At 68.2% G+C, this 12667-nt stretch carries 6 protein-coding genes; 2 read left to right on the plus strand and 4 right to left on the minus strand.

Annotated elements, in window-relative coordinates:
• Positions 1–27: 27 nt before the first annotated feature.
• Entirely contained in the window at positions 28–2739 is a 2712-nt protein-coding gene (locus tag ACFMO7_RS17590) for a protein kinase (protein WP_376796791.1), read from the minus strand.
• 1039 nt (positions 2740–3778) lie between these two features.
• Between ACFMO7_RS17590 and ACFMO7_RS17595 the strand changes: the two genes are divergently transcribed.
• Both ACFMO7_RS17595 and ACFMO7_RS17600 read left to right on the plus strand, forming a co-directional pair.
• Positions 3779–4090 carry a bifunctional DNA primase/polymerase gene (locus tag ACFMO7_RS17595; protein WP_376796792.1) on the plus strand — a complete coding sequence of 104 codons (312 nt, stop codon included), beginning with the start codon at positions 3779–3781 and terminating at the stop codon, positions 4088–4090.
• A gap of 413 nt (positions 4091–4503) precedes the next feature.
• Positions 4504–6555 (plus strand): hypothetical protein, encoded by a 2052-nt coding sequence (locus ACFMO7_RS17600; RefSeq protein WP_376796793.1) that lies wholly within the window; start codon positions 4504–4506, stop codon positions 6553–6555.
• On the opposite strand, the gene ACFMO7_RS17605 is transcribed toward ACFMO7_RS17600, so the two are convergent.
• The 3 genes from ACFMO7_RS17605 to ACFMO7_RS17615 form a co-directional block, all read right to left on the minus strand.
• The gene (locus ACFMO7_RS17605) at positions 6501–8885 is read right to left on the minus strand and encodes a tetratricopeptide repeat protein (protein WP_376796794.1); all 2385 of its coding nucleotides are present in this window, start codon (positions 8883–8885) and stop codon (positions 6501–6503) included. The two genes, ACFMO7_RS17600 and ACFMO7_RS17605, sit on opposite strands and share 55 nt — an antisense overlap.
• Before the next feature lie 222 nt (positions 8886–9107).
• A complete protein-coding gene (gene nth / locus ACFMO7_RS17610) occupies positions 9108–9956 on the minus strand; it encodes an endonuclease III domain-containing protein (RefSeq protein WP_376796795.1) in 849 nt (282 codons plus the stop codon).
• A gap of 171 nt (positions 9957–10127) precedes the next feature.
• Positions 10128–12308 carry a UvrD-helicase domain-containing protein gene (locus tag ACFMO7_RS17615; protein WP_376796796.1) on the minus strand — a complete coding sequence of 727 codons (2181 nt, stop codon included), beginning with the start codon at positions 12306–12308 and terminating at the stop codon, positions 10128–10130.
• Between the last annotated feature and the right edge of the window lie 359 nt (positions 12309–12667).

Below are 12667 nucleotides of genomic sequence, written 5' to 3' on the forward strand. Positions count from 1 at the left end.
TGCAGGGGGAGAGCCGGGCGGGCCTGCTCAGCCAGGCAGGCGTATGGTGATGCGGTCCGGATCGTCGGGGAGGGCCTGACGGCCCGGAGGCAGGCTGAGGGAGACGTCGGCGATCCCAGGCTGGCGCCGCAGGAGGGCCAGGGCGCTGCTGGCATCGCGGCCCTTGATGAGGCTCTTGAGGGCCGCCAGTTGCTGGGAGCTGAAGCGGTAGCTCCAGGTACCATTGACCTGGAGCGTGAGGATGGCGCTCTGGGGGCCGGCGCGCCTGGCGCTGACCTGGATTTTGCGGCTGGCCTGGACGAGCTGGTAGCCGCTGCCGTAGCTGCGGCTGGCGTCGGCGGCGAAGAGGGCACTGGCGATGCTGAGGGCGCTGCCGCGGTCGTAGACAAGCTCGCTGCAGGTGACGGTCACGGTCACGGTAACGGAGCTGGCGCGCTCGCCGGCGCGGTGGTTGCTCTTGACCTGGGGCGAGCACTGGGGATCGCCAACGCTGGCCTCGTTGCTGCTCTGCAGACCGCTCAGGGCCGCGCGCGCGCTCTGGACAAGGGCCGGCTGCAGGGCCGCGGCAGCGTTGTCAAGATCGCTCTGCTGGACAAAGGTGTAGCTCTGCGGATCCTGCCCCCCTGTGAAGGGCTGAAGATTCTTTACAGTAATTGTTTGGTCAGAAGAACAACAAAACTGATTGATAGATAAGGCAGGGATATTGCCAGATGATCCCGGGTTAACGGCATGCGCACTGACACTTATCTGACCGAAATTAGGTGGATTTCCGGGAGGTATGGCCACATCAGCATCAATTGATACTTCAACTCCATTAGAAGCAGTTATTACCTTGCCTTTAGGGACAACTTGTTGTACAAATTTTCCATTATAAAACGTCAGCACGCCCTGGGCGCGGGTACCTGGGGTAGAAGCCTGGCCGGAGGCCGAGACCGTGCGCGTCTGCGACTGGGGGGGAGAGGACAGCAGGCGGGCCGGCACCAGCAGGCGGGCGGGGTCGGCCTGGGCGCCCAGGCGCGCGCTCAGCGTATAGGTGCGCTGCAGGGCATGGGAGGTCGGCCTGATCGTCACTGTCGCCGAAGGCAGCAGCAGCCCCATCCCCAGCGGCAGCCCCGCCGCGACCACCGCCAGCCCCACCAGCAGCACAACCAGGCTCAGCAGGCCCAGGCGCAGCCAGCGCGGGGCGCGGCCCAGGCCCAGGCCCGGAAGCGGGAGCGCGCCCAGACGCGGAGCCCAGACGCGGGCCGGCGAAGTCCTGCTACTGTGGCGAGCGGGGAGCTGCTCCGGCCCGGCGAGGGGCCGGCGGACAGCCGACTGCGGGCGCGAGCGGCGGCCGGCCAGAGCGCGCGTGCCGGTCGCCGTCCGGCCGGCTGGGCGAGACGAGCGCGACGGGCGGGCCAGCTCAATAATGCTGGGGCCAACCGACGGCGACGAGAGCAGGGCCGAGCCGCTGTCTCGCTCCTCCAGGGCCTTCTCGGCCAGGGCCGGCCGTCTGAGCGCGGCCCCATAGCCCGGGGCGGGCGGCGACCAGCGCTCAGCGACGCGGGTCCTCGTCGGAGCAGGCGCCCCCGAGGCCAGCTCGTCCGCGTCGTCCTCAGCGGCCGCAGGAGAGGAGCGCCAGTCGTCGCCCGGCGAGCGCATCGGCGCCTCGGAGGGCCAGCCGGCGCGGCGGGACGGACCCCTGTGGGGCCGAGACTGCTCCTGGTCCGCCGCCCGCCAGAGCGTCAGATCCTCCGCCGCATCCCACAGCGGCGGCCCCCCATTCTCCTCCTCGTCACCCTCCTGTGGGAGGGCCTCCAGCTCTCCAAAGGACCCCTCCAGCGCCGTCGCGCTCCCCCCCTCCAGATCGGTCCCAGGCGCAGCAAGAGCGGGACCCGAGAAAGGGCGGAAGGCATGCAACGCCCGCACAAAGCTCCGCACATCGGGGTAGCGCGCCGTACGATCCTTCGCCAGGCCGCGCAGAATAGCCGCCTCCACCACTGGCGGCAGATGAGGATTATAGTCCCGGGGAGGGCGAGGCTCCTCCTGCGTATGCCGATACATCAACACCAGCGCATCGCGGTCCTCGAAGACGCGGTGGCCCGTACACAGCTCATAAACCAGGCAAGCCAGGGCATACTGATCGCTCTGGCGCGAGACCTGGCCGCGGAACTGCTCTGGAGCCATATAAGCTGGTGTCCCGCTCACGCTGGCCTCTTCCAGGCTGCGCGAACCCAGCCAGAAAGCCATACCGAAATCGGCCAGCAGGGCCTCCCCGTGCTCGGTAAAAAGCACATTCTCCGGCTTCAAATCGCGGTGGATCACGCCCTGCTCGTGAGCGTAGTGCAGGGCCGCGCCCACCTGGGCCACGATCGCCAGGCTCTCCTCAAGCGGCAGGGGGCGCCCGGCGGCGCGGCGCAGGCGCTCGCGCAGGGAGCCGCCGGCGGCGTAGAGCGTCACCAGATAGGGGCAGCCCTCCTCATCGATGCCGGCATCGACCAGGGGCAGAATATGGGGATGGCGCAACTGCTCCAGCAGGCGGGCCTCCTCAATAAAGAGAGAGCGAGCGCGAGGAGAATCGAGCGGAGTCAGCAGGCGCTTCAGGGCCACCGGGGGACGCGACTGCAGAATCAGATGGCGGGCCAGATAGACGGTACTGAAGCCACCGCGGCCCAGGCGGCGCAGCAAGCGATAATTGCCGATGCGGCTGTCGATCGCCTCCGGACGTTCCTGCTCGTCGGGGCGACGATCCTGAGTCATAAACGAAAGCCCTCCCCGGCCTCGTATACGAGCACAGACAGGCGCGACCACCTGTCACCTTACCGGCCCAAGCGGCGCCCAGCGCAGATCGCCGGCCCAGCCAGCCCGGGGCAGTCGCCCCCGAGCGGGGCGGCTTCCGGGAGCGCTCGCCGCACTGCTCATCCGTTGATCGGTCTGCCCGTTCCCTCTACCTCTCTGCCGGCCGGCCAGCCCAGTTCCCTCCTCGTTCTGGCCGGTCGTCGCGCCTGCCTGAGCGGAGCGCCGCAAGCGTCGTCGGTGGAGCAGCGGGCAGGGCCGGGCCGCTGGCCTGGTCCCGGAAGCGGACAGGCGGGCAGAAGCGGAAAACGATCCGCAAAGGCGCCAATCGGCTTAGCATCGTTACCATTATGGCATAGACCGACGAGTGATGCAAGTCACTGCTGGCCTTTAGTACTCTCGCCCAGGCGGCGCAGAGGCCCGGAGCGCCAGACGAGCGAGCGGCGAGCCGGGCCGTCCCCACAACCGGGGGCCCCCGTCGCCGCCGGCCGCGACCTCGCTCCACCCTGCTCGGAGGCCTGGCTCGCGCCAGCGGCCATACATAGACAAACATATATTTGGAGCATCTCGTACAATATAAGTAATCCTTCTGGTTACTGGAAGGCTGCACCCACCGGCTCCGGCGGAGTGGGGGCTCCGCCGGAGAGGCCGGTGTGGTTCCCGGGTGGACGGTGGAACAGCGTAGTTCTCGGGGGGCAGGGTTCAGCGCCAGCGGCCAGGGAGGAGGAAGCGCCCGAGCCTGGCCTGTCCTGGCCCGTTCTGGCCTGTTCCCGCCTGCTCCAGCCTGTCTGTCCTGGCGCATTACAAGTTACAAGCGAGCGAATCAGCGAGTCGATCAGTCAGTCACTCACTCAGTCACTCAACCAACCAGTCAACCAATCACGCAACCGACCCAGTCAGGCAGACAGACAGGCAGTTGGGCAGGTGGAGCGCCGCACCGGACAGGCGGCCGGGGAGCCTGACAGTGCGGCCATCGCCCCACCAGAGCAAAGGAGCCGATCCGATGGCGACCTCCCTCGAACGTCACCGAGCCATCGACAGAAGACGCCTGCTCGACTACGCCCTATCCTACGCGCGGCACGGCTGGCGCGTCGTACCGCTCTACGAGCGTCTGCCCGACGGGCGCTGTGCCTGTGAGCGAGCGGGCTGCCGTGCTGAGCATCCGCGCGTGCCCGATCTCAGCTGTGCCACCACCGATGAGGAGCAGATCCGTCGCTGGTGGCGCCTGGCGCCGCGGGCCGGCATCGGCGTCGTCATCACGGGCCACGACGGCAGCGAGACCCTTCTTCCAATTCCCGGCACCAGCGGGCCATAGCCCCTGATGCCCGACCAGCCGCGGGAAGGATCGCGCGCTCAACCAGCCGCTCAAGCTGAACAGGTCTGCAGAGCAGGGAAGCCCGGCACCTGCAGCGCGTTCCTGGCGGAGCGACAACCTCCCGAGCCTCCTCTCTTCGTTGCTGAGGACCCTGCCTCGCACCTGGGGGCAGGGTCCTCTTTTGCGCCGCGCGGCTCAGGGCCGACCAGCCGCGCCCCTCAGCCACACCCCCCTTGCCAGGCGCGCTATCATCTGAACGAACGGGAGGCGCGCCGGACCGAGGCAGGTGGCGCCTCCTTGCCGGGCCGGGCAGCCTCGCGCGACCTGGCCTGGCGCGGCCGCCACCACCCTCTCCTGGGCGGAGGCCGGCCGCCATCCCACCCAACTCGCATCTGGCCAGAGGAGCACCGTCCATGCATCCCGAGAAAGCCGCCCGACTGGAGGCCCTCCGACGACACGAAGAGCGTCTCCAGCGGCGCATCGCCCGTCTAGACCTTCGCAGCAACCGCTACTCCTGGCTGCGCGTCGCCATCTTTGCCGCTGGCCTGGCTCTCGGCCTGGCCCTCGGCCTCAGCCTGCGCTGGTGGCCTGGCCTGGCCGGCTTCGGCCTCAGCCTGATCCTTTTCGGCCTTGTCGCCGCCCGGCACCGGCGCATCGAGCGGCACCTGACCCGTCTGCGCCTGCTCGCCGACCTGATCCATGACGAGCAGGCCCGTTTGCTCGTCGACTGGCAGGCCATCGCCCCCCTCCCTGGCGGACGCGACCTCTACGACAGCCAGGCCGACCATCCCTTCGATCTCGACCTGGACATCAGCGGCCCCCGCTCGCTGCACCGCCTGCTCAACACAGCCACCACGCGCGAGGGGGCCTTGCTCCTCAAGAGCTGGCTGCTCGCCGAGAGCGTTGAGCCGGCCACCATTCGGCGGCGCCAGGCCCTGGTCGGCGAGCTGCGCCCCCTACGCCTCTTCCGCCACCGTCTCCAGATCGAAGCCCGGCTGGCGGGCAGCCAGAGCGGCCTGCTTCGGGCCGGGCAGCTCCTGGAGCGGCTCAGCCGGGAAGAAGCGCGGCCCCAGCTTCGCCGGACCTTCCTCCTCATGAGCGGTCTCAACCTGCTCACCCTCCTCTTGCTCGCCGGGCAGTTCATCCTCCACCTGCCGCCCTGGTGGCCGGCGAGCGCTCTTCTCAGCCTCCTCCTCTTCCTGCTGAGGCGAGGGGAGGCCGGCGACCTCTTCGACGACGCCTACCAGCTACAGAGCACCTGCGCCCAGCTCAGCGCCATCTTCGCCACCCTGGAGAAGCGCCGCTTCCCAGAGCAGCCCCACCTGCGCCAGCACTGCCAGCCCTTCGCCCACGGCCAGAGCGCAGCCAGCCTCAGCCCCGCGCGCGCCCTGCGTCACCTCTCCCTGCTGCTCAGCCTGAGCGGCCTCGGGCAGAACCTCCTGCTCACCCTTCTCCTGCACCTCTTCCTTCCCTGGGAATTCCTCATCGCCCTGCGCCTCAACGGCTGGAAAGCCCGCCTGGCCCGCCACCTTCCGCGCTGGCTGGAGAGCTGGTTTGAGCTGGAGGCCCTCTGCTCGCTGGCCACCTTCGCCGACCTCAACCCCGACTATCACTTTCCCGAGATCCTCAGCGGATCCCAGGCGCCGGCCCTCCTCTACGAAGGCCGGGGGCTGGGCCATCCTCTGCTCCCGCCGACCAAAAAAGTCCTCAACGACTTCGCCCTGCGTCAGCCAGGAGCCATCGCCATCATCAGCGGCTCCAACATGGCCGGCAAGAGCACCTTCCTGCGCACCGTCGGCCTCAACCTGGTCCTGGCCAACGCTGGCGCCCCCGTCAACGCCGAAGCTCTGCGCCTGACCCCCCTGCGTCCCTTCGCCAGCATGCGCCTGACCGACGTCCTCAGCGAAGGCTACTCCTACTTCTACGCCGAGGTCCGGCGCCTGCGCGCCCTCCTGGACACCATCGACAGCGCCCAAGACCCGGCCAGCCCGGCGGTCCTCTTCCTCATCGACGAGATCTTCCGCGGCACCAACAACCGCGAGCGGCGCATCGGCAGCCGGGCCTACCTGCGCGCCCTGGCCAGCGGAGAGAAGCGCTGCGCGGGGCTACTGGCCACCCACGACCTCGACCTGACCGCCCTGGCCGACGAGATCGCCGGCATCAGCAACTACCACCTGCGCGAGGAAGTACACCAGGGAGCAATGATCTTCGACTATCGCCTGCGACCGGGACCCTGTCCCACCACCAACGCCCTCAAGATCATGCGCCTCCTCGGCCTGCCGGTCCCGGCCGGGGAAGGTCCCCAGGACAGCCAGGCGGAGCAGGCGAGCGAGTTCGGCGCGGGGAGAAGCGAGAGCGGGGGAGAGAAGCCAGCCGGGGAGACCGGTAGGGAAGGCCAGCCGGCGGAGGATCAGCCAGCCAGCGGGGGAGCGGCCTTCCCCTCATCCGGGGAAGGCAGGGGCTGAGTAGGCGAGCCGGCCAGATCGGCTCCTGGCTCCTCAGAGGCGGCCTGAGAGCTGGCCTCAGCCCTCAGCAGCAGCTCACGCAGCGAGCGAGCCGCTTCCAGGGAGGGATCAAGGGCGAGGGCGCGCTCGGCATCGGCCAGAGCCTCCGAGCGGCGTCCGAGGGCCGCCAGGACCTGGCCGCGCGTCGCCAGGGCCCAGGCATAGTCGGGGCGCAGCGCCAGGGCCTGCGCCAGCGTGCTCAGGGCCTCTTCGTAGCGGCCCAGCGCCCGATAGAGTTCGCCCCGCTCCCCCAAAGCCCGCGCATCGTAGGGATTGACCGTCAAAGCCCGCTCCACATCGGCCAGGGCCTCCTCATACTGACCGCGCAAGCGCCAGACCTCGGCGCGGCGCACCAACGCCCAGCCATAGCCCTCATCCAGCGCCAGGGCCTGCCCGAAGTCCCGCAGGGCCTCCTCGTAGCGACCCAGGCGCGTCAACACCTGGCCGCGGCTCGCCAACGAGCGAGCATCGAGCGGATTCAGGTCCAGCACACGCGACAAATCGGCCAGGGCCTCCTCATAGCGGCCCAGGCGGCGCAGCAGGCGGCCCCGTTCCACGAAGGCCCAGACATTCCCCTCATCGAGAGCAATGGCCCGTTCCAGATCGGCCAGGGCCTCCTCAGCGGCCCCCCGATAGCGATGCACTCGCCCGCGGAAAAAAAGAGCCGCAGCCAGCCCGCGCCCAGACAACTCAGGGCAGCGACAGAGACGATCGAAGAGGCGCAGGCCCGTCTCCCAATCGCCCACCTCCATCGCCCGCAGGCCGGCCTGCAGCAGCTCCAGCAGCTCCCCCTGTTCCCGCTCCAGCTCGCGGCGCACCTCCTCCAGCATCGCCACCTCTATCAGGCGGGTGGCGAAGCGGCGCTCCTGATAGAGGGCCAGCACGAACAGCTCCAGGAACTCCCCCCAACAGGCCCGCGCCTCAGCGATCAACGCATGGTAGAGGGCATTGAGCGTCGCCTCCTGCCAGCGCGGAGACGACCAGAAAGCGCGCTCAGGCTCATAGTGGGCATCGCGCAGTTGGCGATAGAAAGAGGCCAGGCAGGCATGCAACGCGCGGTACTCCGCCGGACTGCGGCGGCGCAGATACTCCAACATCATGCGGCGGACCACCGAATGATAGCGCCAGCCCTCGCCGCGCTCGAGCACAAAGGGCAGGCCGACCAGCCAGGGGAAGACGCGCTCCACCTGCGGAGCCTGCTCCCCCTGCGAGCAGCGCAACAGGCAGGCCAGCACATCGCGATTGAGGGTGCGCGGCAGCGCCCCCAAGAGGGCGGCCTCCCGCCGGGCCGGATCGGTCACCCAGCGCAGGAAGCGTTCGACCATATCGCCTGCCGGCAGGACCGCATAGCTGGCGCCTCCGGCCCTATGGGGAGCGGCCAGCCAGCTCATCAAGACCGGCAGGCGGCCCGACAGCTCGAGAATCTCGCGGCGGCGCAGCGGATCACGCACATGATAGAGATCGAGAAAGGTCTCGGCCTCCTCCTCAGAAAAGACATCCAGGCGGATCACCTGGGTCACGCCGCGCAAAAGGCCCCACTCGCTATCCAGCGGCTCGCGCCCGGCCAGAGCCAGGCGGATCCGACTCGAGGGCCTGTACTCCGACAGGCGCAAGAGCCAGCCGAAGAGGGCCGGGCGCGTGGCCTCCAGATTATCGAAGCAGAGCAGCAGCGGCCAGCGCTCGGCCACCCGATTCAGATCGGCAAAGAAGAACTGGCTGAGGACCTGCTCCGGATCGCGCAAGAGGGCGATCTCCTCGCGGTTACCCAACTTGCGCAACAGATAGCGCCCCCACTCCCTGGCCAGCTCCTCCACCTCCTCGAGCGCGAGATAGGAGACGACCGGCCCCACCACCGGCAGGAACTCCCCGGCGATCACCGCCATGCGCAAGAGCGTACTGACGGCCAGCCCTCCCTGTCCGCGCGGGGCCTGGGGATCGCTCTCGATCTCATGCAGGCGCTGATAATAGAGGCGATGGCGCTCATCGAAGCCCTTCAGACGCAGCCCCACCTGCTCCAACTGAGCGGCCAGATGGCCCAGGACCGCCAACACATCGCGCTGACGCTCATCGCACTCGGCCACCAGAAAGCCCCGCTCGCGCGCCAGCGCCTGGTAGCGGCGCAACAAGGTCGTCTTGCCGACCCCCGCCTGGCCGGTCAAATAAAAGAGCAGCGTGCGCGGCGGCTCCCGCAGCAGTTCCTGCAAGAACAGCTCCAGCTCCTGAGCGCGCCCCACAAAGCGCTCCGACTCGCTCTGACCGATAATCTGGCTCCAGTCCTGGTCTGACGCCATCGCGCTCCTCCTGAAAACTCCCGATTACCAGGGAACGGCTCAGCGACGACCCGCTTGCTCCTCTTCGCCCGTCCGGCGCGGGTCCCTCCTCTCCCTGGCCGTTATCGTTCGCTCTCCCCTGGTCACGCTCACCTGGCCAGCCCGCCCGCCTGCCACAGACCAGCGCGGAGGCGGATAGGGGCCAGCGAATGGAGCTACCGGCGAGCCATCCCAGAGCGAGCCTCACGCCTCTGGCTCCGCCCGCCGCGCATCAGCGGCAGCCTCAGCTCCGTCCGGCGCCGCCTCGTCAACGACGCTGCCGGCATAGCGGCACTCACTCAGCAACGGGCAACCAGGACAGCGCGGACGCTGCGCCAGGCAGACGCGCCGCCCATGACGGATCAAATTGACATGCAGGGCATAGACCCAGGCCGGGGGTGTCATCTGGGCCAGAAGGACATGGGCCTGAGCGGCGCTCACCTTTGGCCCAATCAAGCCCAGGCGTCCCGCCACCCGATGCACATGCGTATCAACCGGCATCACCGGCCACCCCAGAGCAAACAAGAGAACACAGGCCGCCGTCTTCGGGCCTACGCCCGGCAGCGCCTGCAAATACTCCCAGGCCGCCAGCGGCTGGCGGCGCTGCAGCTCAGCCAACAAGAAAGCCTCCAGCCCCTCAGCTCCCGGCGACGCGGCCTGGCCTGGTTCCTGGAGCCGGGCCTGTCGCTGGCGCGCCAGCTCATTGAGCACCTCTTGAATGCGCCGCGTCTTCAGATGCGCCAGTCCGCCACAGCGGATAGCCGCCTCCACCCGGTCCGGCGGGGCCGTCCGCAGAGCCTCCCATGAAGGGAACGCCGCCCGCAGTTGAGCATAGGCCCGCTCCGAATTGGCATCCGACGTATGCTGCGAGAGAATCGTCGCAATCAGCTCCCCCAGCGGCTCCCCGGAAGGCCGCCAGACAGGCTCGCCATAGACCTCGAGCAGCCGCCGGTAGACGCGCGCCAGGTGGGCCGGCACAGCGGGAGGCACGCCAGAGACGGCAGGCCCCGGACCCGGCTGGTCCCCCCCAAGAGCAGCATCAGGCTGCACCATTGTCGTAGAACTCCATCAGAAACAGACTGCCAACAGCCCGCCCCTCACCACAGCGCGGCGATAGAGCGCTGTCTTCCGCTGTATTGTAGTACACCGCCCGACGGACAGCAACCGCAGCCTGGGGCCGACGGGCCGTCTTTGGGCAGACCAGCATCGGCCCCCCGGCCAGGCTCAGGCCACGTTCCAATAGGCGGTATCGAAGCCTTCCAACAGAGGTGAGGTTGCCGCCAGCGGGACCACCACCAGCAAGGCGCGCATGGCCCGCGTCATCCCCACAAAGAGTGTCCGCCGGTCGATAGCCAGCAGCTCAGCCCGCTCCTCGGGGCTGAGCGGGGGACAGCTCCCCTGATGCCAGCCCTCTTCAGGAAAATCGGCCAGGGCCAGGGCCACCACCGGGAACTCCAGCCCCTTGGCCGCCTGCAGCGTCAGCACTTTCACCCCCGGCGCCTGCAGATCCAGCTCCTGACTGCGCATAAAGCGAGCCGGCAGGCCCCGGGCGGCCAGCTCCTCGGCCAGCTCCTGGCCGGCTCGCACCGTCGGCGTCAGCACCGCGCAGGCCCCAATGCCCAGCCGCAGCGCATGAGCCGCCGCCGGCAGAAAGCGTCGCAAGAGATTGACCTCCTCGGCGCGCGAGGCCACGCGCCGCAGAGCCGGCACGGGGCCGCTGTGCTCATAGCGCCGCTCGCACGACTCGCTATCCAGCTCGCTCGCCTCCTGCGCCCGCAGGTAGGCCCTGGCCGCCTCCCCAATCTCACGCGTCGAGCGATAATTGACCGTCACCAGCCAGCTACGCCCGCGAAAGCGCAGCAACTCGTGGACCTCGCTCCACGAAAAGCCATTGCCGTAGATCGATTGATTCGCATCAGCAGTAATAAAAAGCATGCGCGGATCACGGCAGAGCAGCACCAGCAAGCGCAGAGCCGCCGGATCGAGATCCTGGGCCTCATCGACCACCACCGCCTCGTAGGCGTAGCCAGGAGGCAGGCGTCCGGCACTGGCGCAGGCCGCCGCGCGGGCTCGCACCTGTTGCCAGGTCTCGCGGCCCTGGCCTTGCAGCAGGGCCACGAAGGTCTCATAGAGCGACCAGACCGCGCGGCGCTGCAGCGGAGAGAGGGCCACCCGTCGCCCCGGACGCGGCGCCCGCAAGTAGGCCTCGAGGGAAGGAATCTGGCGCGCCATAATCACCTGTGTCACCTCGCGGCGCAGATACTCCGTCCCCAGGCGGGCCAGGGCCTGGCGCTGGGCCTGCTGCTGGGCAGGCGTCCCCATGAAGCGCACGCTCTCCAGAGCCTGCCCCAGCAACTGCTCCTCCTCGCGCGGCCTCAGCGGCCTGGGTGGCTCGCCAAGGCCGCTGAGGAGCTGAAAGATCAGGCGATCTGCCGTCTGAACCTCCACGAAGCGCAGATCCACCCCCGGGAGCTGGCGCAGCAACTGCTCGCACGAGCGCACCAGGGCATTAGTATAGGTCGTCAGGAGCAAGCGCGCCTCGCCCCGTCCCTGGCGGCGCAGCTCCTCCTGCAAGGCCCGCAGACGATAGAGAGCGATCGTACTCTTACCAGTACCTGGCCCCCCCTTGAGCAGCGTCGGCCCGCCGGCCCGCAGGCCGCGCGCCACATAGCGCTCCTGCTCGGGCGACAGGTGCAGCAAAAAGCCAACCAGCTCCCCCTCGCGATAGCGCAGCAAATCCTCGACATCGCTGAGCAGATAGTCCGGCTGCTGCAGCACCGAGACCAGGGGCCGCTCAAACATATGCTGATCGATCAGCAGCAAGTACTCATCGGGCACCCCCGGGCAATCCAGCAAGTCCTCCTGAGTCGTCAGAGGCAGCAGGCGAGCATGGAACTCCGACGGCACTCGCAGGCGGCCGAGCAGCTCGGGCGTAATCGGCTCCGGCAGAGGGCGCTTCGACGGCGGCTGGGGAGCCAGCCAGCGCTCCCACGAGGCCGCCGGGGTGGCCGCGGCCCTGACAGGCTGCGACCTCTCCCCGTCAACGCCTTCCTCGTCAACGTCCCCCTCGGCGGCAGCCACCAGCGCCGAAGCAGAGGCGGCAGTCCGCTCCGGCCAGGAGCCATCAAGCTCCTCATAGTACGTCGCCTGGTCGCGCCGGCGCAGCGCCAGCAGGCAAATATACGGTTGCATCAGACGATAGAAGATGCGATAGTCGCCGCAGCGCAAGCGATAGAGCGGCATTCCCATATGGCGTACCAGACAGCGCGTATGCCCATCGGGAAAGGGGTCCTTCAGCAGCAGATTCAGCTTCTCGATCACCAGACGGATCTCTTTAGGAGAGAGCACCTGCAGAGCACGGAGAAATTCAGGTTTTTGCAAGAGACACCAATCGCCAGCGACCATCAGCGTTCCCTCCAAACGCACCCTGTGTGTGGGGCAACGTAGCTGATAAACTCCCGCTTTTATCAATGTATATTACCATTCTTTGGACTAGAAATAAAAACGCGCCAGAGCGTCAGATTTGGCAGGAGGGGGTTGCGCGCCACAAGAGAAGCGGAGCGAGGAGAGGGGCGGGCAACCCTGGCCCGGCCCATCAGCAGCCAGTGAGTGAGTGAGTCAGCCAGTCAGTCAGCCAGCCGGAAGCAAGAGAGCGGGAGAGGGAGGCCCGGCCCTGCCTCTCCCAGTGGGAGGGCAGAGCCGGGTGGGGAGGGAAAGCAAGCACAGGGACAAGACAGACCATCTGGCGGTCCCTGCGGGGCAGG

Source organism: Thermogemmatispora sp., from assembly GCF_042408735.1.
GTDB lineage: Bacteria > Chloroflexota > Ktedonobacteria > Ktedonobacterales > Ktedonobacteraceae > Thermogemmatispora.

Excerpts from the sequence above, each read along its gene's own strand:
- ACFMO7_RS17615 (WP_376796796.1), bottom strand. The coding sequence starts at position 12,308 with ATGGTCGCTGGCGATTGGTGTCTCTTGCAAAAACCTGAATTTCTCCGT.
- ACFMO7_RS17590 (WP_376796791.1), bottom strand. The coding sequence starts at position 2,739 with ATGACTCAGGATCGTCGCCCCGACGAGCAGGAACGTCCGGAGGCGATC.
- ACFMO7_RS17605 (WP_376796794.1), bottom strand. The coding sequence starts at position 8,885 with ATGGCGTCAGACCAGGACTGGAGCCAGATTATCGGTCAGAGCGAGTCG.
- nth (WP_376796795.1), bottom strand. The coding sequence starts at position 9,956 with ATGGTGCAGCCTGATGCTGCTCTTGGGGGGGACCAGCCGGGTCCGGGG.
- ACFMO7_RS17595 (WP_376796792.1), top strand. The coding sequence starts at position 3,779 with ATGGCGACCTCCCTCGAACGTCACCGAGCCATCGACAGAAGACGCCTG.
- ACFMO7_RS17600 (WP_376796793.1), top strand. The coding sequence starts at position 4,504 with ATGCATCCCGAGAAAGCCGCCCGACTGGAGGCCCTCCGACGACACGAA.